General features: G+C 60.6%; 16 protein-coding genes. 14 read left to right on the plus strand and 2 right to left on the minus strand.

Annotation, left to right across the window (positions count from 1 at the left end):
- Window positions 1–46 precede the first annotated feature (46 nt).
- The 8 genes from DET50_RS01075 (at window position 47) to pdxJ (ending at window position 8989) form a co-directional block, all read left to right on the plus strand.
- Window positions 47–2773, plus strand: coding sequence for a bifunctional diguanylate cyclase/phosphodiesterase (locus DET50_RS01075; RefSeq protein ID WP_113861043.1), 2727 nt, complete (start codon window positions 47–49; stop codon window positions 2771–2773).
- Window positions 2774–2879: 106 nt separating this feature from the next.
- The gene (gene lepA, locus DET50_RS01080) at window positions 2880–4682 is read left to right on the plus strand and encodes a translation elongation factor 4 (protein WP_113861044.1); all 1803 of its coding nucleotides are present in this window, start codon (window positions 2880–2882) and stop codon (window positions 4680–4682) included.
- Between the two features lie 14 nt (window positions 4683–4696).
- Window positions 4697–5503 carry a signal peptidase I gene (gene lepB / locus DET50_RS01085; RefSeq protein ID WP_113861045.1) on the plus strand — a complete coding sequence of 269 codons (807 nt, stop codon included), beginning with the start codon at window positions 4697–4699 and terminating at the stop codon, window positions 5501–5503.
- 27 nt (window positions 5504–5530) lie between these two features.
- Complete coding sequence (locus DET50_RS01090) at window positions 5531–5920, plus strand: DUF4845 domain-containing protein (protein ID WP_113861046.1); 390 nt, start codon at window positions 5531–5533, stop codon at window positions 5918–5920.
- The gene (gene rnc / locus DET50_RS01095; protein ID WP_092004827.1) at window positions 5917–6606 is read left to right on the plus strand and encodes a ribonuclease III; all 690 of its coding nucleotides are present in this window, start codon (window positions 5917–5919) and stop codon (window positions 6604–6606) included. The genes DET50_RS01090 and rnc overlap by 4 nt, the downstream gene beginning before the upstream one ends.
- Entirely contained in the window at window positions 6606–7523 is a 918-nt protein-coding gene (gene era, locus DET50_RS01100; RefSeq protein WP_113861047.1) for a GTPase Era, read from the plus strand. Before rnc ends, era begins: the two co-directional genes overlap by 1 nt.
- Before the next feature lie 7 nt (window positions 7524–7530).
- A complete protein-coding gene (gene recO, locus DET50_RS01105; RefSeq protein WP_113861048.1) occupies window positions 7531–8259 on the plus strand; it encodes a DNA repair protein RecO in 729 nt (242 codons plus the stop codon).
- Window positions 8249–8989 (plus strand): pyridoxine 5'-phosphate synthase, encoded by a 741-nt coding sequence (pdxJ, locus tag DET50_RS01110; RefSeq protein WP_113861049.1) that lies wholly within the window; start codon window positions 8249–8251, stop codon window positions 8987–8989. The genes recO and pdxJ overlap by 11 nt, the downstream gene beginning before the upstream one ends.
- Window positions 8990–8998: 9 nt before the next feature.
- On the opposite strand, the gene DET50_RS01115 is transcribed toward pdxJ, so the two are convergent.
- Window positions 8999–11872, minus strand: coding sequence for an ATP-binding protein (locus DET50_RS01115; protein ID WP_113861050.1), 2874 nt, complete (start codon window positions 11870–11872; stop codon window positions 8999–9001).
- A gap of 221 nt (window positions 11873–12093) precedes the next feature.
- Between DET50_RS01115 and cysM the strand changes: the two genes are divergently transcribed.
- From cysM to DET50_RS01140, 5 genes are all read left to right on the plus strand, one after another.
- Window positions 12094–12987: a cysteine synthase CysM gene (cysM, locus tag DET50_RS01120; RefSeq protein ID WP_113861051.1), complete on the plus strand. Its 894-nt coding sequence runs from the start codon at window positions 12094–12096 to the stop codon at window positions 12985–12987.
- A 23-nt stretch (window positions 12988–13010) separates the two neighbouring features.
- Window positions 13011–14360, plus strand: coding sequence for a 23S rRNA (uracil(1939)-C(5))-methyltransferase RlmD (gene rlmD, locus DET50_RS01125; RefSeq protein ID WP_113861052.1), 1350 nt, complete (start codon window positions 13011–13013; stop codon window positions 14358–14360).
- Window positions 14361–14418: 58 nt separating this feature from the next.
- The gene (gene relA / locus DET50_RS01130) at window positions 14419–16656 is read left to right on the plus strand and encodes a GTP diphosphokinase (protein ID WP_113861053.1); all 2238 of its coding nucleotides are present in this window, start codon (window positions 14419–14421) and stop codon (window positions 16654–16656) included.
- Window positions 16653–17504 (plus strand): nucleoside triphosphate pyrophosphohydrolase, encoded by an 852-nt coding sequence (gene mazG / locus DET50_RS01135; RefSeq protein WP_113861054.1) that lies wholly within the window; start codon window positions 16653–16655, stop codon window positions 17502–17504. The genes relA and mazG overlap by 4 nt, the downstream gene beginning before the upstream one ends.
- A gap of 136 nt (window positions 17505–17640) precedes the next feature.
- On the plus strand, window positions 17641–17985 hold the full coding sequence (locus DET50_RS01140; protein WP_092004802.1) for a pilin assembly protein: 345 nt from the start codon (window positions 17641–17643) through the stop codon (window positions 17983–17985).
- Window positions 17986–18062: 77 nt separating this feature from the next.
- Here the strand turns inward: DET50_RS01140 and DET50_RS01145 are convergent, their stop codons facing one another.
- A complete protein-coding gene (locus DET50_RS01145; RefSeq protein WP_113861055.1) occupies window positions 18063–18296 on the minus strand; it encodes a hypothetical protein in 234 nt (77 codons plus the stop codon).
- Between the two features lie 103 nt (window positions 18297–18399).
- Between DET50_RS01145 and ppc the strand changes: the two genes are divergently transcribed.
- The gene (gene ppc / locus DET50_RS01150; RefSeq protein ID WP_113861056.1) at window positions 18400–21045 is read left to right on the plus strand and encodes a phosphoenolpyruvate carboxylase; all 2646 of its coding nucleotides are present in this window, start codon (window positions 18400–18402) and stop codon (window positions 21043–21045) included.
- Window positions 21046–21056 lie beyond the last annotated feature (11 nt).

A 21056-nucleotide genomic window follows, 5' to 3' on the forward strand; every position in this document is an offset into this window, starting at 1 on the left:
CTCGCGCGAATCGATAATAAAGAGGCCATGGAACGGACCCGGACCGATGATGAACAAGAAGGAACTTCCCCTCCGCAGACTGCTGGAATTCCGCAATGCCTGGGTTGCCTGGCTCGTCTTTGCAGTTGGCGTCGCCGTAACGATAGTCCTTTGGCAGGTGTCCATCCGTCTGGTCGAGGATCGAACCGAGGCACGGTTTCGGACCCAGTCGCTCCAGCTCAAAACCGCAATCGAAGAACGTCTGCTGAATTACGAGCAGGTCCTGGCGGGCAGTGCCGGGCTGTTTGCCGTAGCTGGTGACGTCTCCCGGGACCAGTGGCGAGAATACGTCGACAAGGTCGATATCAATCGTTATTACCCGGGCATCCAGGGCATCGGTTATGTCCGTCGCATCGGTGTCCGGCAGATGGCGGACCATATTGCCTCGGTCAGGGCGCAGGGTGTTCACGACTACCTGGTGACCCCCCTCGGCACCGGTCCCTACTACTATCCCATGGTTTATCTGGAGCCGGGTACGGAACAGAACCTGAGTGCGCTCGGTTATGACGCCTTCAGCGACCCCAGCCATCGGCAGGCCATGGAACGGGCGCGGGACGAGGCCCAGCCCACCGTCACGCCAAAGGTGGTCCTGGTGCAGGAGGAGGTGGCCGAAGACCAGGCCAGCTTCCTGATGTACTACCCGGTCTTCCAGGGCGGTACCATCCCAGACAATCGCGCCGAGCGGCGCATGATGCTCGCGGGGTATGTCTTCAGCGCTTTTCGCATGAACAACCTGCTCGATGGCATTGTCGGGCTGATTGCCCCCTTCCTCGACGTCAGGATCTATGACAACGGCATCATCAGCCGGGACGCGGTGATGTACGGCTCGAATCTGGGTTCATTGGATGACGAGTTCAGTTTCGAGATGAGCCAGACCATCACCCATGGTGGTCGTGACTGGCTGCTGCAGACCCGTTCCACTCCCGCATTTGACTACCTGGCCTCCGACCCGCGCCCGCCCATCGTCCTGGGCAGCGGTGTGGTCATCAGCGTGTTGCTGTTCCTGTTTGTGCTGGCCCTGGTCCGGTCCCGCCTGATGGCCCAGATCACGGCTGGCCGCTACCGGGCCATTACCGAGGGTGCCGCCAATGTCACCCTGGTGATGGATCGCAATGGCCAGCCCCTGTATGCCAGCCCCTCCAGTCTCGATATCCTCGGATTTGAGCCGGAGAAAGTGCCTGAACTGGGGTTCGAAGATCTGGTTCACAGCGACGACTGGCCACAGCTTCAGCGGGGATTTGACGAATCGGTGAAGTCTCCGGGCAAGCAAATGCCGGTCATCCGTGCCCGAATCCGGGATGCCCGCGGCCAATGGCGGGACATGGAAGGCACCTACACCGCCATGCTGTCGGTGCCCGGCGTCAACGGGGTGGTGCTCAGCCTGCGCGACCTGACCCAGCTCAAGGCGGCGCAATCGGAACTGCACCGGCTGGCGTTTTACGATCCGCTCACCGGCCTGGCCAATCGCCAGCTGTTCCGGGATCGTCTCAACCATGTGGTGCGTCGGTGTCGCCGCAGCGGAGATTCGGCCGCCCTGATGTTCCTGGATCTCGACGGCTTCAAGCGCATCAACGATACCCTGGGTCACGACGCCGGCGACGAGCTGCTGCGCCAGGTTGCCTATTGGCTGGAAGGGTGTGTCCGGGAGGAAGATTCGGTCGCCCGGCTGGGCGGTGACGAGTTCGTGGTGCTGCTGTCCAGGATCAGTGGCCCGGATGCCGCCGGCAAGGTGGCGGATACCATTCTGCGCCGGTTGTGCCAGCGGGTCCGGCTCAATGACCACGAAGTGGGTGTGACCGTCAGTATCGGTATCACCATGATGCCCCAGGACAGCGAGGATTCCGGCACGCTGATGAAGTACGCGGACCTGGCGATGTACCGGGCCAAGGAAGTCGGCCGGAACACCTACCAGTTCTTCACGCCGGCAATGAATATCCAGGCCGCGCGGCGGCTATTGCAGCAGGAAGAATTGGCGACCGCGCTGGATGAAGATCGTTTTGTCCTGCATTACCAGCCCAAGGTGGACCTGACCACCGAGCGGGTTATCGGGGTTGAAGCCTTCCTGAGATGGCATCATCCCGAGAAAGGCCTGGTCTCGGCCCAGCAGTTTATCGGCCTTGCCGAGGAAACCGGGCTGATAGTGCGCCTGGGCGAGCAGGCGCTGCGCCAGGCCTGTATCGAGGTGCAGGCCCTTGAGCGGGCCGGCTTCGAGTCCCTGAAAATGGCGGTGAACCTCTCGGTGCGGCAGTTGACCGACAGCGGTTTCCTGGACATGGTTCGCCAGGTGATCACCGAAACCGGGGTCTCGCCGGAGCGCCTGGAACTGGAAATGCCGGCGGAATTGCTGAATGAGGATCCGCGCATGCTCCGTGAGCTGCTGGTGGCCCTCAATGACCTGGGGGTCTGCCTGATTCTCGACGATTTCGGTACCGGTTCCTGCTCACTGGTCGCGTTGCAGCAGTTGCCGCTGGATGTCATCAAGATTGACCATCGCTTCATTCGCGACATTCCCTACAACGTCAGCGCCACCGATGTTGCTTCCGCCGTGATCGCGCTGGCCCGCAAGCTGCACCTGACAGTGGTGGCCGAGGGCGTGGAAACACTCCAACAACTGAGTTTCCTGAGAACCGCCGGTTGTGCCCAGTGTCAGGGCAACCTGTTCAGTTATCCCCTGGATGAGGATGCCCTGATTGGCTTCCTGATTCGCCAGTATGAGAAACCGCTGATTTCCTGATCATGGCAATGGCCGGCGGTAACCGGTAAAATCACGCCGTTCCCGGATCCCGGTAGCGGCCCCTCCGGGCTCAATCCTTCGTCTTAATTATGAGTATTCATTTTCTGTGACTGAACTGAGCCGAATCCGTAACTTTTCCATCATCGCCCACATCGACCACGGTAAATCCACCCTCGCTGATCGTTTCATCCAGATCTGTGGCGGCCTGACGGACCGTGAGATGGCCGAGCAGGTCCTGGATTCCATGGACCTGGAACGGGAGCGCGGGATCACCATCAAGGCCCAGAGTGTCACGCTCAACTACAAGGCCCGGGATGGTGAGACCTACAAACTGAATTTCATCGACACCCCGGGCCACGTGGATTTCTCCTACGAGGTGTCCCGCTCCCTGTACGCCTGTGAAGGTGCGCTGCTGGTGGTGGACGCCGGGCAGGGTGTTGAAGCCCAGTCTGTGGCCAACTGTTATACCGCCATCGAGCAGGGGCTCGAGGTGGTGCCGGTCCTGAACAAGATGGACCTGCCCCAGGCCGAGCCGGACCGGGTGGCCGCCGAGATCGAGGACATTATCGGCATCGAGGCATCCGATGCCGTGCGCTGCAGTGCCAAGAGTGGCGTGGGCGTGGAGGATGTGCTGGAAGATTTGATCCGCAAGATCCCGCCGCCCAAGGGCGACCGTAGCGCGCCCCTGCAGGCCCTGATCATCGATTCCTGGTTTGATAACTATCTGGGCGTGGTATCCCTGGTACGCGTCACCGAGGGTACTTTGCGTAAGGGCGACAAGATTGTGATCAAGTCCACCGGCAAGGCATGGAATGCCGACAAGGTGGGTATTTTCAATCCCAAGCCGAAGGATACCGATATCCTCGAGGCGGGTGACGTAGGTTTCGTGGTCGCCGGCATCAAGGACATCCATGGTGCGCCGGTGGGCGATACCATCGTGCACCAGAAGTTCGCGGCAGAAACCCCCATGCTGCCTGGCTTCAAGAAGGTCAAGCCGCAGGTCTACGCCGGCCTGTTCCCGGTCAGTGCAGACGACTACGACGACTTCCGTGACGCCCTGGAAAAGCTGACCCTGAACGATGCCTCCCTGTTCTTCGAACCGGAGAATTCCGACGCCCTTGGTTTCGGTTTCCGCTGTGGCTTCCTGGGCATGCTGCACATGGAGATCATCCAGGAGCGGCTCGAGCGCGAGTATGACCTGGATCTGATCACCACCGCGCCGACGGTAATCTATGAAGTGGTGACCAAGCAGGGTGAGACCCTGTCGGTGGACAATCCCTCGAGGCTTCCGGATATTGGCTCCATCGAGGAAATGCGTGAACCCATTGTGGAGGCCAATATCCTGGTGCCACAGGAGCATTTAGGTAACGTAATCGCCCTGTGCGAGGAGAAACGCGGCATCCAGAAGAACATGCACTTCATGTCCACCCAGGTGCAGCTCACCTACGAGTTGCCCATGGCGGAAGTGGTGATGGACTTCTTCGACCGGATCAAGTCGGCCAGCCGTGGTTTTGCCTCCCTGGATTATCATTTTGTGCGCTTCCAGCCGGCGAACCTCGTACGCCTGGATGTGCTGATCAACGGCGAGCGTGTGGATGCCCTCGCGCTGATCGTTCACAAGGAGCAGGCGCACTACAAGGGCCGGCAGCTGATCGACAAGATGAAAGAGCTGATTCCCCGGCAGATGTTTGATATTGCCATCCAGGCTGCTATCGGCACCCATGTGGTGGCCCGGGTGACCGTCAAGGCTCTGCGCAAGAACGTGACCGCCAAGTGTTACGGTGGTGACGTCAGCCGTAAGAAGAAACTGCTGCAGAAGCAGAAAGAAGGTAAAAAGCGTATGAAGCAACTGGGTAATGTCGAGGTGCCTCAGGAAGCGTTTCTTGCCGTGTTGAAAGTCGACAAATAACAGAAGGCACCCGGATGGATATCGATTTTCCCCTGGTTCTGGTAGTACTGACCTTTGCGACGGGTCTGATCTGGCTGGCGGACAAGCTTTTCCTGCGTGAACGGCGGCTTGCGGCGGCCCGGGCCAGCAGTCCGGGCACGGGCCGGGAACCTGAGCCGGTATCCGCTGAGGAAGAACCGAAAGAGCCTTACCTGGTTGACCTGAGCCGTTCGTTCTTCCCGGTTCTGGCCATCGTTCTGGTACTGCGGTCGTTCCTCGTTGAACCTTTCCAGATCCCGTCGGGCTCGATGTTGCCGACACTGGAAGTCGGTGACTTCATCCTGGTCAACAAATACGCCTACGGCATCCGCCTGCCGGTGGCCGGCACCAAGATCCTGGAAGTCGGCGACCCCGAGCGGGGCGATGTTATGGTGTTCAAATACCCTGAAGATGGCGAGACCAACTACATCAAACGGGTCATCGGACTGCCGGGAGACCGAATCCGGTACGAGGACAAGCAGCTGTTCATCAACGGCGAACTGGTCGATACCCGGTTTGTTGCGCGGCTGCCACCGATGGAGCTGCGGCGGGAAGACCTCGGTGAGGTGGAACACGATATCTTCCTGACCCTCGGACGGGCCGGCAACTCCGGTGAAGGGGAGTGGGTGGTTCCCGAGGGTCATTATTTCGTCATGGGCGACAACCGGGACAACAGTAACGACAGTCGCTACTGGGGCACGGTGCCGGACGAGCTGGTTGTGGGCAAGGCCTTTGCGATCTGGATGCACTGGAAATCGATCACCAGTCTGCCATCCTTTGATCGTGTCGGTGGTATCGAATAACACAGACTAATCTGGAGTGCAGTTATAATGAAGAAAAACAATCTCTCCACGATGGGGCGTCAGGGCGGCGCATCCGTCCTGACCATTCTGATCATGGTGCTGTTTTTCGGCAGCCTGCTGACACTGGTAGTCAAGCTGGGACCGGTCTACATCGATGACATCACCATTCAGGAGGCCCTGGAGAGCCTGGATGGCACGGAGGGTCTCTCGAATATGGGGCCGGCGCAGGTGCTGACCCTGATCAACAAGCGCCTGAGCGTCAACAATGTGCGGGGTTTCGATCCCAAGCACATTTCCGTCGAGAAGAATGGCGAATTCGTCGTGATCAAGGTGGATTACGAGGTTCGCAACAACCTTTTCAGTAATGTGGATACAGTTATCCACTTCAAGCATGAGTATGAGTTGAAGGGCAAGTGAGTTCACAACCGGATCTGGATCAGCTTCAGCGGCGCATCGGCTATCAGTTCAAGTCTCCCGAGCGGCTGCTGCTGGCGCTCACGCACCGCAGTTACGGCAACCAGAACAACGAGCGACTGGAGTTCCTGGGGGATTCCATCGTCAATATGGTCATTGCCGAGTACCTGTTCCTGAACTTCGACAAGGCCCGGGAAGGGCAGTTGAGCCGGCTGCGTGCGCGCATGGTCAAGGGCGTGACCCTGGCGGAGATCGGCCGCGAGTTCGAGCTGGGGAAATACCTGCGCCTGGGATCCGGTGAACTCAAGAGCGGCGGATTCCGCCGGGAGTCCATCCTCGCCGATGCCGTCGAATCCATCATCGGCGCCATCTATCTGGACAGCGATTTCCACACCTGCCGTTCCCAGGTGCTGCGGTGGTTCGAGCAGCGCCTGCGAAACCTGGATCTGCAGGATACCCAGAAAGATCCCAAGACCCGGCTGCAGGAGTATCTGCAGTCGCGACAGTTCCCGCTGCCCCGTTATGACGTCATCTCCGTCGACGGTGAGGCACACAACCAGACCTTCCATGTTTCCTGCGCCCTGCCATCGCTCGATCGCAAGACCACCGGCACCGGCAGCAGTCGTCGTGTGGCCGAGCAGCAGGCAGCCCGTAACGCCCTGAAAGAGCTGGGTGTGGAGAATTCCTGATGAATGATATTACCCGTCCCGAGAATCCCGACAGCCGTTGCGGATTCGTGGCCATTGTCGGCCGCCCGAATGTCGGCAAGTCCACTCTGCTGAACCATATCCTGGGACAGAAACTGAGCATTACCTCCCGCAAGCCCCAGACCACCCGACACCAGGTGCTGGGCATCAAGACCGATGGTCCGGTCCAGGCCATTTATGTGGACACACCGGGCATGCATGAAGACGAGCCCCGGGCCCTGAACCGTTACATGAACAAGGCGGCCTCGTCGGCCCTGATTGATGTTGACGTAGTGGTGTTCGTGGTGGACCAGCTGGCCTGGACCACCGCAGATGAAATGGTGCTGGAGAAGCTTTCCAGGGTGAAGTGCCCGGTGATCCTGGCCGTGAACAAGGTCGACAAGGTGGAAAACCGGGACGCCCTGTTGCCGCATCTGGAAATGCTGTCGAAAAAGCGGGAGTTCGCGGAAATCATTCCGCTGTCGGCACTGCGGGAAACCAACCTTGAACCCCTGGAAGAGGCGGTTGGCCGCTACCTGCCGGAGAGTGTGCATTTCTACCCGGATGACCAGATCACCGATCGCAGCGAGCGGTTCATGGCAGCGGAAATTGTCCGGGAGAAAATCACCCGGCAGCTGGGCGCCGAGTTGCCCTATTCGGTGGCGGTGGAGATTGAAGAGTTCAAGCATCAGGGCAAGACCCTGCACATTTCCGCCCTGATCCTGGTGGAGCGTGAAGGCCAGAAGAAGATCATCATCGGCGACAAGGGCGAGCGCATGCGTCGCATCGGCCAGGAAGCCCGCACCGACATGGAGCGGATGTTCGGAAGCAAGATCATGCTCCGGCTTTGGGTCAAGGTGAAGCGCGGCTGGGCGGACAGTGACCGGGCACTCAAAAGCCTGGGCATGAACGACTTCTGAGGCGTCTATGAGGGGGCCGGAGCAGCAGGAGCCCGCCTATGTCATCCACCGCCGCCCGTGGCGGGAAACCAGCCTCATGGTGGATGTCTTCACCCTGAACCGAGGCCGGATGACAGTCATCGCGCGTGGGGCGAACAGTGCCAGAAGCCCGCTGAAGGCCCAGCTTCAACCTTTCCAGCCGCTGCTGCTGGATTGGACCGGGCGCGGTGACCTCAAAACCCTGACTCAGGTTGAGGTGCGTCCCGGGCCGGAGCTCAGGCGCACCGCGTCGCTTTACAGCGGACTGTACCTGAATGAATTGCTGCAACGCATTCTGCCTGCGGCCGATCCTCATCCCACTCTGTTTGCCGCCTACATCGATGCCATCAGCGAACTCTCAGCCACCTCCGACATAGAACCGGTGCTGCGCGGGTTCGAGCGGACCTTCGCCGGCGCCCTTGGCTACGACTTTGCCTGGGACCAAACCACCGATACCGGTGAAGCGGTCGAGGCCGGCCAGCGCTACTGCTATGATCCGGAACAGGGCATTGTCTCGAAACCTTTTCAGGGCGTACGTTTGCAGGATTTACCGGGTGAGGTTCTGCTGGCGGTCGCCGCCGGCGACCTGGAATCTGCCGCCAGCCGCCGGATTGCCAAACGGGTCATGCGGGTGCTGGTCGATTACCTGCTGCAGGGCCGCCCATTGAACAGTCGAAGCCTTTTCAGTCACCTTCGGGGAGAACACCATGAATCCTAGAGTATTGCTTGGCGTCAACATCGATCACGTGGCCACCCTGCGCCAGGCTCGAGGCACCCGTTACCCGGATCCGGTACAGGCGGCGATCCTTGCCGAGGAAGCGGGGGCCGACGGTATCACCATTCACCCCAGAGAAGACCGGCGCCACATCCAGGATCGGGATGTTCTGTTGCTAAGGGAAGTCCTGCAGACCAAGATGAATCTCGAAATGGCCGTCACCGACGCCATGCTCGCGTTTGCGGAGCAGGTGCGTCCTGAGTGTGTCTGCCTGGTGCCGGAGAAGCGGGAGGAGCTGACCACCGAGGGTGGACTCGACGTTGATGGCCAGGAAACGCGGGTCGCCAAGGCGTGCGAGCGGCTGGGCCGGATCGGTGCCGAGGTTTCACTGTTCATTGATCCGGACCCGGTCCAGATCGATGCCGCGGTTCGCTGTGGTGCGCCAGTGGTAGAGTTGCATACCGGCGAATATGCCGAGGCAAAAACCGCCGAAGAGGAAGACAAGGCTTTTCAGATCATTGCCAATGCTGTGGCCTATGCCCGCAAGAAGGGGCTGATCGTGAACGCCGGCCACGGTCTTCACTATCACAACACCGAGCGGGTGGCGGCCATCTCCGGTATCAACGAGCTCAATATCGGCCACGCCATCATCGCCCGGGCCGTGTTCACCGGTCTCAAGGAAGCCGTAGCCGACATGAAGGCCATTATTGACCGGGCGTGCGGTCGCGCCTGAAGTCCGGGTTCAGGGCGCGGTGCCGGTCTGGTACTGGTCCTGCCGGAACAGCTGTTGCCAGTCGGTCTGCTCGCTCCAGGCGTGCAGCCGCTCCATGGCCTCCAACAATTGGTCCTTGTGAGCCCCGGTATCCGGGGCCGAGCGCTTGAGGGCGGTTTCCAGCTGGTTGGCGGCGGCTCTCAACTCCGGCACACCGCAATAGCGGGTCGCGCCGTGCAGTTTGTGGACACAGTCCAGCAGATTGTCCATATCGCCCTCTGCCCAGAAATCCCGGACTTTCTGCATATCCGGCCGCAGTTGTTCAATCAGCATGCTGAACAGCTCCTCTGCCAGGTCAGCCTTGCCCGCGGCCAGCTGGATACTCTCTGACACACTGACACAATCCTGCTGCACCCTGCGCGAGGAAGGCCGGAGAGGCTTCCTGGTATCCCGGACTTCGGAAAAATTGGGTGGGGTGCTGCGATTGCCGCAATCATACCCTGTGTAATCCCGGATAATCGCGGTCAGCTCACTACTGCTGATCGGCTTGGCCATGTAACCGTCAAAGCCCTGTTTCGCCAGCGCTTCCTGTTCATTGGCGAGGGCATGGGCGGTCAGGGCGATGATGGGGGTCCGGTGGGTGTTGGTGTCCAGTTCGCGGATCCGGGCCGTGGTTTCGACGCCATCCATGCCGGGCATCTGCAGGTCCATGAACACCAGGTCGAAGGGCTTTTTCCGGGCTTTACTCAGGGCTTCGAAGCCGTTGCAGGCCGACTCGGCCTCCAGCTGGCAGTCATCGAGCAGGGTCATGACCAGCTTCAGGTTGGCCTCGTTGTCGTCCACCGCGAGTACCCTGGGGACATTGTTCCGGGCTCGCCGTCCGGCGCCCAGGGAGTAACTGTCGATTGCCCGCCCGCCGGCGTTGATGCCGTGCACCAGAAGCAGCAGTTCATCATAGAGTGCGTTGCGGCACACCGGCTTGGTCAGATGACCACTGACGAGCCCGGAAAGGCCGGGATCATGAGTTTCCAGGGTAGGCGTGAGCAGCAATGTCCGGCAATCACGCTCGACTTCCAGATTATGCAGCAGGTTGCGGTACTGATTGGAGTTGAGCAGGTTCCGGGTGATGCCGACAATAGCAACGGCATAGCCGGCCTGGCTTTTCTGGGCTTCCTCGATTTGTTCCTGCATGGCGCCGGAGGAGGCAACGCGATCCACCACCATGCCCCATTCCCTGAGCATATGCTCGACGGCCAGCCCCGTGGTTTTCTGATGTTCCAGGTAGAGAATCTTCTCGCCCTTGAGGGCGTCCCTGGGATTGACGGCCTCGCCGGTAGCCGACAGTTCGGTGTTCAGGGTAAACCAGAAGGTGGAACCCTTACCCAGCTCACTCTCCAGCCCGATCTGGCCGCCCATTTCCTCCACCAGTCGTTTGGAGATGGCCAGTCCGAGGCCGGTCCCGCCATATTGCCGGGCAGTGGAGGCATCGGCCTGGCTGAAGGCATTGAACAGGGATTGCTGCTGGGCCCGGGAAAGCCCGACGCCGGAATCGGTAATGCTGATCTTCACGCTCACCCGGTTGTTCTCCTGGTCTTCGTCCTCCAGGCTGGCCCGCAGCACCACTTCCCCGGTCTGGGTGAACTTGATGGCGTTGTTCACCAGGTTGGTGATGATCTGCTTGACCCTCAGCGGATCTCCCATGACGTTGTCCGGCACATCGTTATAGACCAGCGGGGCCAGATCCAGGTTCTTGCTGTGGGCCGCCGGCGCCAGCATTACCATGACTTCCTCGATGATGTCCCGGAGCTGGAAGGGTACCCGGTCCAGGATCAGCTTGCCGGCCTCGATCTTCGAGAAATCGAGGATGTCGTTGATGATCGTCAGCAGGATCTCCGAGGATTTCCGGATGGTGTTGAGATGATCCCGTTGTTGCCGGGGCAGGGGGCTCTTCAGCAGCAGTTCGGTGAAGCCGATGATGCCGTTGAGCGGGGTCCGGATCTCGTGGGACATGTTGGCCAGGAACTCCGATTTGATCCGGCTGGCTTCCAGTGCCTCCTTGCGGGCAAAGTCCAGTTCGATGTTCTGGATCTCAATGGTTTCCAGGGTCTCGCGCAGGTCGCCGGTGGCCTGATCAATATTCTGCTGCATCTCGGCCTGGGCCTTGCTCAGCTCCTCGGCCATGTCATTGAGGCCGGATTCCAGCTGCTCGAATTCCGGGCCGGCACCGGTATGGACCCGGGTATCCAGTTTGCCTTCCTTGAGCTTCGCCACCGCCTCGTTCAGCTCGAACACCGGGTCGGTGAAGGCCCGGCTGAGGCGCATGGCAATGGCCAGGCTCATGAGTACTCCACCGAGTACCAGTAGCAGGGATATGAGCATGGCCTTGTAGGTCTCTTTCTCGGTACGGACGTGGGACATCTCCACCGACACCCAGCCGAGTGGCTCTTTAAGCTCGCTCATGGACTGGCGGGCGTCCGGATCGAGCATGGTCTCGATCATCAGGTCCTGAAGGTGCACGGGGGTCACGAACCGCGTGCTGTCCTCTCCCGCCATACGGATGGCATGGTCGGGGGGAAGCGTTCTGGAGGCAGGCGCCTGGGAGCTGCCCGGCCCGGTGTGCAGCAGCCGACGGCCGTCGCTGCCATAGAAGGTAATGGAGCGGACATCCTGTTCTTCCAGCAGGGCGTTGGAAAGGCTGCTCAGCAGGCTGCGATTGGCGGTAAACAGGCCATATTCGGAGCCTGCGGCCAGCTGCCGGGACAGTGATTCGCCGCGATCGCTGAGCAGGCTTTCGATGTTGTTTACCCAGCTGTAGGTGAAGAACAGCCCGAGAATCAGGGTGGTCAGCAGGGTGGGGACCAGAGTCACCACCAGCACTTTCTTGCGAATGCCCCAGCGCCGCATACGATTTTCCTGAAAATTGCCCTGCCACGGGAATGAACCCGCAGTCACTTCCCTGTCAGAATAGATGATCCGGCCGGGACTGACTGTGGTATCTGTCCCGGACCGGACAGAAAAAGTACAGGTTATAGCCGCCGGTCATGGATATAGCGAGAAGCTGTATTGGGATGCCGGGGCCATAACGCGTATGATTCGGAGCCAAAAGTGTACCACAGGGTTTTATTATGAATTTCCCCACCATTGAAGATTATGTTGGCCATACCCCGCTGGTCCGCCTGCAGCGCCTGCCGGGCGATACCAGCAATGTCATCCTGGCCAAGCTTGAGGGCAATAACCCGGCCGGTTCGGTGAAGGACCGCCCGGCACTGAGCATGATCCAGGAGGCCGAGCGCCGTGGCGAGATTAAACCCGGGGATACCCTGATCGAAGCCACCAGTGGCAACACCGGAATCGCGCTGGCCATGGCGGCGGCGATCAAGGGCTATCGCATGGTGCTGATCATGCCCGCCAACATGAGCGAGGAGCGTCGGGCTTCGATGCGCGCCTATGGTGCCGAAATCATTACCGTCAGTAAGGAAGAGGGCATGGAGGCAGCCCGCGACCTGGCCCTGGCGATGGAAGCCGAAGGTCAGGGCAAGGTGCTGGACCAGTTCAGCAATCCCGATAACCCGCTGGCCCATTACCGGACTACCGGCCCGGAGATCTGGGAGCAGACTGAAGGGCGTGTGACCCATTTTGTCAGCTCCATGGGCACCACCGGGACCATCATGGGTGTCTCCCGTTACCTGAAGGAGCGTAATCCCGATATCCGCATTATCGGACTGCAGCCGAAGGAAGGCGCTTCCATTCCGGGCATCCGCCGTTGGCCCGAGGAATACCTGCCGAAGATCTACGATGCCACTCGCGTGGACCAGGTACTCGATATCGGCCAGGACGAGGCCGAGAACACCATGCGGGCCCTGGCCGCCCGTGAGGGCATCTTCTGTGGGGTGTCCTCCGGCGGTTCGATCGCCGCTGCCCTGAAGTTGTCAGAGCAGGTTGAAAACGCCGTGATCGTGGCCATTATCTGTGATCGCGGTGACCGGTACCTGTCCACAGGTGTCTTTCCCGGCGCCTGAACCAGCCAGCAAGAGATTTCAGTATGAGTAGAAGACGCAGGAAGGTTCTGCCCAAGGAGCCTGTGCGCTGTGTAATTGAAACCCTGAGCCATGACGGCCGGGGTATCGCCCGCAATGACGGCAAGACCCAGTTCGTGGACGGCGCATTGCCCGGCGAGACGGTGATGGCGAAAGTGGTCTCCACCCGCAGCAAGTTCGACGAACTGCGCACCCTGGAGGTGCTCGAAGCTTCGTCCGAGCGCCAGGAGACCCCCTGTGAGTTTGCCGATCTTTGCGGCGGCTGTAGCTTGCAGCACATGAGCGGCGATGCCCAGATCCGGTTCAAGGAAGACACCCTGCGCCAGCATTTTGCCCATTTCGGGGGCATCGAGCCGGAGGAATGGGTGGCGCCCATGCGTTCCGAGGCCAGCCTCGGCTATCGGCGTAAGGCGCGCCTGGGTGTCCGTTTCGTCAAGGCCCGGGAATCCGTGCTGGTGGGGTTCCGGGAGAAGCGCAACAGCTTCCTGACCGATATCGATCGCTGCGTGGTCATGGATCCGCGCATCGGTGAGCGCATCCTGCCGCTGCGCGAATTGCTGCACAGCATGGATGCCTTCGACCGCATTCCCCAGGTCGAGGTGGCCTGCGGTGATGATCTGGCGGCCATGGTGTTCCGCAACATGGATGAGCTCAGCCCCGGCGATCGGGAAAAGCTCATCGCCTTCGGACAGGCCCATGACTTGCATATATACCTGCAGCCCAAGGGGCCGGATACCGTACACCGGATCTGGCCGGAATCGGCTGGTCGCGACGATGAGCGGTTGAGCTATCGTCTGGACGAGTTCGATCTGACCATGCAGTTTCATCCCATGGACTTTACCCAGGTCAATGCGGGCATCAACCGGTCCATGGTACGCCGTGCGGTCGAGTGGCTGGATGTCCAGCCGGGGGAGCGGGTGCTGGACCTGTTCTGCGGGCTGGGTAACTTCACCCTGCCGCTGGCCCGGCGGGGCGGTCAGGTAGTCGGTGTCGAGGGTGACGAGGCCATGGTGGTGCGCGGACGGGAGAATGCCGAACGCAATGGTCTGGACAATGTGGCTTTTCACGGTGCGGACCTGCACGGTGATTTTACCGGTCAGTCCTGGGCGAAAGAGGGCTTTGACAAGATCCTGATTGATCCGCCCCGCTCCGGTGCCGAGGAGATCTGCAAATACCTGACGGCCTTCGGTGCCGGTCGTATTGTTTATGTTTCCTGCAACCCGGCAACTCTGGCCCGGGATGCGGGCGTGATGGTGCGAAATGGCTACCGCCTGGTGCGCGCCGGTGTGATGGACATGTTCCCGCACACCACCCATGTAGAGTCTATCGCCCTGTTCGAGCGGACCGATCGCTGAACAGGATTGAGCGCGGGCAGGGATGTCCGCGACAACGAACAGGAACAACAAGACCGATATGGTAAAAGTTCGCGAAGATTATGCCGTAACAGGTGATGGCGAAGTCGACATCGAACGGTGCGTCAGCCACATCGCCTCGCAAACCCATCTCGAAGACGTTGACCAGTTCCGCCGGGCCTGTGAGAAATCGGCTGAGATCGATCTGCAGGCCTTCCGGGAAGACCGGCTGTGGGCGCCGGGCTCCAGCAGTTTCCGGATCGGATTGGAGATGGCCCAGGTGCTGGCGGAGCTGCACCTGGACCAGGCCAGTCTGGTCGCCGCCATCCTCTATCGGGCGGTGCGCGAGGAGCGGGTCCCGCTGGAGGAGATCCGCAAGGAGTTCGGCGATGAAGTCGCGGGGCTGATCAACGGTGTCCAGCAGATGGCGGCAATCTCCTCCATCCATCACCCGCTCAAGGGCAATGTGCTGGGCCAGAGCGAGGGTCAGCTGGATAACGTGCGCAAGATGCTGGTCACCATGATCGACGACGTGCGCGTTGCCCTGATCAAGCTGGCTGAGCGGACCTGTGCCATCCGGGCGGTCAAGAATGCGCCGGAAGAGAAGCGCATGCGGGTCGCCCGCGAAGTTTTCGACATCTACGCGCCCCTGGCCCACCGGCTGGGTATCGGTCACATCAAGTGGGAGCTGGAGGATCTGTCCTTCCGTTACCTGCACGAATCCGCCTACAAGAAGATTGCAAAGCTCCTGGACGAGAAACGTCTCGACCGGGAGGGCTACATCCGCCGGGTGATCGAAACCCTGCAGGCGGAGTTGCGTGCCTCGGGCATCGAGGGCGAACTCTCCGGCCGGGCCAAGCATATCTACAGCATCTGGCGGAAAATGCGCCGCAAGGGCATCGATTTTTCCCAGGTCTACGACGTGCGCGCCGTGCGGATCCTGGTGCCCGAGGTACGGGACTGCTATGCCGCGCTGGGGATTGTGCATTCGCTCTGGCGCCACATTCCCAACGAGTTTGACGACTACATCGCCAACCCCAAGGAAAACGGCTACCAGTCGCTGCATACAGCGGTGATCGGGCCCGAGGGTAAGGTTATGGAAGTGCAGATCCGGACCCACAAGATGCACCAGGAAGCGGAGCTGGGCGTCTGTGCCCACTGGCTGTACAAGGGTACCGACAAGCACAACAAGTCCACGGGCTATGATGCCAAGATCAACTGGCTGCGCCAGGTTCTGGAGTGGCAGGAAGAGCTCGGCGATCTGTCCGGTCTGGCCGATCAACTGAAGTCCGATGTGGCGTCAGACCGGGTGTATGTGTTCACCCCGGAAGGCCACGTGGTGGACCTGCCACAGGGCGCGACGCCGGTGGATTTTGCCTATCGGGTGCACACCGAGATCGGCCATGCCTGCCGCGGAGCCAGGGTCAACAGCCGGATAGTTCCGTTGACCTATCCGCTGAAGACCGGGGACCAGGTATTCATCCTCACCTCCAACAACCCGGCGCCGAGCCGTGACTGGCTGAACCCGAGCCTGGGCTATATCCAGACCTCCAGGGCGCGGGCCAAGGTGACCCACTGGTTCAAGCAGCAGGATAGAGACCGCAACATTATCGACGGTCGCGCCATCCTGGAGGACGAGTTCAAGCGCCTGTCCCTGTATGACGTGGATCTCGAAGAGTTGGCCCGTAAAGTGAACTGCCACAGCTCCGCCGACATGTTCGCGGCTGTCGGGGCCGGGGATCTGCGCCCCACCCACGTGGCGAACGTGGCCCAGCAGATGATCGAGCCCCGTTCCGAACAGCTGGACCTGAAGCTGACCACCCAGCGCAAGAAGCCCTATGACACCGAATCGGATATCCAGATTCTCGGGGTGGGCAAGCTCAAGACCCAGGTGGCGAAATGCTGCAAGCCGCTGCCCGGGGATGCCATTGGTGGTTATATCACCGTGGGTCGTGGGGTAACCGTGCATCGCCAGGATTGCCTGACCTTTCTCAACCTCCGGGAGTTCGAGCCAAACCGGATCATCGAGGTGAACTGGGGCGGCAAACCGGCGGCGGTCTATCCGGTGGATATCGAGATCGAGGCTTACGACCGTTCCGGACTGTTGCGGGACATCACCCAGGTGCTCTCTGCCTCCAAGAGTGATGTGCTTGCATTGAATACGCTGACCAACAAGGACGAGAACACCGCGACCATGACGGTCACCGTGGAAATCTCCAGCCTTGAACAGCTGGCACGGCTGCTGGCGCAGATCCGTAACCTGCCAAATATCATCGACGTGAGGCGAAAGCGCGGATGAGTTACACCATTGATGATCTCAAGACCCTCATGGCCCGGCTGCGGGACCCGGAAACCGGTTGCCCGTGGGATACAAAGCAGACCTACGGCTCCATCGTGCCGCACACCATCGAAGAGGCCTACGAGGTGGCGGATGCCATCGAGCGTGGTGATTATCCCCATCTGAAGGACGAGCTGGGTGACCTGCTGTTCCAGGTCATCTTCTATGCCCAGATCGGCCGGGAAGACGGCCACTTCGATTTCGACGCCGTTGTCGACCACCTGGTGCGCAAACTGGTGCGGCGTCATCCCCATGTCTTCCCCGAGGGCACCCTGGAGAGCCGCATCGACCCCGACAACCGGCCCAGTGAAGCCTGGATCAAGGAGAGTTGGGAGCGCATCAAGGCCGAAGAGCGTGCTGACAAGCCGCAGACCACGGAGCCGGCCAGTCGCCTGGAAGGCATTGCCCGCACCCTGCCGGCCATGGCCAGGGCCGAGAAACTCCAGCGTCGGGCGGCCCGCCATGGTTTTGACTGGCCCGACATCGAGCCGGTGTTCGACAAGCTCCACGAGGAAATCGACGAGCTCAAGGAAGCCTGGCAGGGCGCGGAGACCGGTACCGGTGATCGCGATGCCGTCGAGGATGAGCTCGGGGATCTGATGTTCGTCTGCGTTAACCTGGCACGGTTCATGAAAGTAAATCCGGAGCAGGCCCTCAAGCGCACCAATCATAAATTCGAGGCCCGGTTCCGGGCCATCGAGCAGGTGCTGGCGCAAGAGGGCCGCGACATGGACGAGGAGTCCCTGGAGGCGCTGGATGCCATCTGGCAGGCGGTAAAAGGCGTCGAGAAGGACCACTCCGGGCACTGAGGACCTGTCTCCGGTAAGTACAATCCGTTACCAATCCGGTGGTTCCCAAACCCGAGGCTTCGTCTACACTTCCGGTAACGGACGCACAACTTCAGTGCGCCGGATGCTATCAATAAGATGCAGGAGTGCAGGCACCATGAAAATCAAAGATCTGGTCAACTACTGGGACAAGCACGCACGGGGACGGCTGACCCGAGACGCCTACTTCATGGCGCTGTCTGACCAGCATCACAAGCGACTTGAGAAACTCGCGGCACTTTATCCGATGAAGTCGCCACAGGATCTGATGCGGGACCTGATTTCCGCAGCCCTGGACGAGCTGGAAACCAGTTTTCCGTATGTTCAGGGGACCCGGGTTGTGGCTTATGATGAGGATGGGTTCGAGATCTACGAGGATCAGGGTCTGACCCCGAAGTTTGTCAGCCTGAGCCAGAAGCACATCCAGCGCCTCAAGGCCCGCCAGCTGGAATCCGTGGCCTGACCACGGCAAGAAATCCAGCCTGAATTGCTTTTCCGGAGTGGTGATGTCACCACTCCGGCACAACTGCCTGCCTCTGTTTACTTATCCTTGCTTTCCAGCTTGTCCTTGATCGGGCTCTGACGCACCAGGTCGTCCAGGGCGGCAGCGATCATGTCATTCAGAATGTCGGCCTCGGTACGGTCCGGATACAGCTCTGCCAGGGCAGCGATCCTGGCGGCATCCTCCAGCGGCAAGCGGAGGTTGTAATCGTGGGTACGTTCCACGGGCTCTTTTTCGTTCTCCCAGTGTTTGGGAAGGTCAGTCACTTTCATGAATACTCCTTGCGACCACAAGCGGTTACGCCAATAGACTTTCTCGGCTGATTCTTAGTATCGTAAGTTTACTTCGCCTCCGTCAATTCAAAAGGACGTCAATGTGACTGAGCTACATCCGGATCTGCGCGAAAACGTACGAATGCTGGGCGAACTGCTGGGGCAGAGTATCCAGCGTTTCCCCGGCCAGGACTGCTATGACCTGATCGAGGAAATCCGGGCGGCGGCGAAAGCCGATCGCCGGCAGGAAAGCGGCTCTGGCCAGCGGCTGGTGAGCCTGCTGAGAAAACTTGGCGACGATGAGCTGCTGCCGGTCACAAGAGCATTCAACCAATTTCTCAACCTGGCCAACCTGGCCGAGCAGTACCATGGCATCCGCCGTAAACGCGGGCATCAGTCCGATTTGATGGTGGAATCCCTGGGGGAAGTGTTCGACCGGCTTAAATCCGGCGGTGTGCCCGCGGAGGAGCTGCATCGCCGGGTTGCTGACCTGCGCATCGAATTCGTGCTCACCGCCCATCCCACCGAGGTGGCACGGCGCACCCTGATCATGAAATACGACGAGATGTCCGATTGCCTGTCCCAGCTGGACCATGACGATCTCATGCCGGCGGAGCGGGACGAGATCGTCGCCCGACTGTCCCGGTTGATTGCCGAGGCCTGGCATACCGATGAGATCCGCCATGAGCGGCCGACTGCGGTGGATGAGGCCAAATGGGGATTTGCCGTTATCGAGAACAGCCTCTGGCAGGCCCTGCCGGATTTTCTGCGCAGTCTTGATGTCTCCCTGTCCGATGCCACGGGCAAGGGCTTGCCACTCCAGGTGTCGCCCATCCGCATTGCCTCCTGGATGGGCGGTGACCGGGATGGTAACCCGAACGTGACCCACGAGGTGACCCGCACGGTTTTCCTGCTCGGTCGCTGGATGGCGGCGGACCTGTTCCTGCGGGATATCCAGTCGCTACGGGCAGAGCTGTCCATGTGGCAGGCCAGTGATGAACTGAAAGCCGTGGTCGGCGATTCCCGGGAACCCTATCGCCAGGTGCTGGCGGAACTCCGGGAACGGCTGGTGAAAACCAGGGACTGGGCCGAGGCCAGGGTGCACGGGCAATCGGCCGATGCCGAGGGCATCCTGTTCGAGAATGAAGATCTCACCGGACCGCTGGAACTCTGCTACCGTTCCCTGATGGAGTGCGGCCTGGAAACTATTGCCAACGGGCCGCTGCTGGACACCATCCGGCGTGCCCACACCTTTGGCTTGCCGCTGATCCGCCTGGATATCCGCCAGGAGGCCTCCCGCCACGCCGAGGCGGTGGCTGAAATGGTCGACTACCTCGGCCTAGGCGACTACAGCAGCTGGACCGAGGACGAACGCCAGGCCTTTCTGGTCAAGGAACTCCAGGGCCGACGGCCACTGGTGCCGCGGAACTGGGAGCCCTCGGACAACGTTCGGGAGGTGCTGGCCACCTGCGAAGTGGTAGCCGCACAGACACCGGAAGCCCTCGGTTCCTATGTCATCTCCATGGCCAGCAAGCCCTCGGACGTGCTGAGCGTGATCCTGCTGTTGCGGGAAGCGGGCATGAAGTTTCCCATGCGGGTGGTGCCCCTGTTCGAAACCCTGGATGATCTCCGGGGCGCGCCCGATGCCATGGCGGCCCTGTACGAAGTGGAGTGGTACCGGGAGTACTGCCAGGGTCGTCAGGAAGTGATGATCGGCTATTCCGATTCGTCCAAGGACGCCGGCCAGCTGATGGCCGCCTGGGCCCAGTACCAGGCCCAGGAAAAGCTGACCCATGTGGCCAGCCAGTACGGTGTCCATCTGACCCTGTTCCATGGTCGTGGTGGCACGGTCGGTCGGGGTGGTGGCCCAGCCAACCGCGCTATCCTGTCCCAGCCGCCGGGATCGGTGAACGGCAGTTTCCGGATCACCGAGCAGGGCGAGATGATCCGTTTCAAGTTCGGCCTGCCACGCCTGGCCGTGCAGAGTCTGACCCTGTACAGCACGGCGGTGATCGAGGCGACCCTGGCGCCGCCACCCGAGCCCGAGGACAGTTGGCGCAGGACCATGGATTGGCTGACGGAGCGATCGCTGAAGGCTTATCGGGATGTGGTTCGGGAGAATCCCGACTTTGTACCCTACTTCCGCCAGGTGACGCCGGAACAGGCGCTGGGCAAACTGGCCCTGGGCAGCCGGCCGGCCAGGCGCAAGCCCTCCGGTGGTGTTGAGAGTCTGCGGGCCATTCCCTGGATCTTCGCCTGGACCCAGATGCGACTGATGCTGCCAAGCTGGTTGGGGAGCGATGTGGCTCTGGAGGAAGCCGCCCGGGAGAACCGGCTGCCGGAACTCCGGGCCATGATGCAGGGCTGGCCATTCTTCCGGACCTACGTGGATATGCTGGAAATGGTCCTGGCCAAAGCCGATTTGCGGATTGCCAGCTATTATGAACAGACCCTGATCGAGGACAGCAAATTGCTGAGCCTGGGTGAGGGGCTCCGTGAACGTCTCGCCGGCTGCATCCGACGGGTGCTGGAGCTGAAGGAGCAGCAGGAGTTGCTGGAGCAGGAGCCGGTCTTCGCCCATTCCATGAGAGTGCGCAATCCCTACACCGACCCCCTGCATTACCTCCAGGCCGAGCTTCTGAGGCGTGACCGGGAAAGTGAAGGCAAGGGCGAGGTGCCGGAAATGGTGGAGCGGGCCCTGAAAGTGACAATGGCTGGCATTTCGGCCGGTATGCGGAACACCGGCTGACCGGTTGTTCA

The organism is Marinobacter pelagius, from assembly GCF_003315345.1.
Lineage (GTDB): Bacteria > Pseudomonadota > Gammaproteobacteria > Pseudomonadales > Oleiphilaceae > Marinobacter > Marinobacter pelagius_A.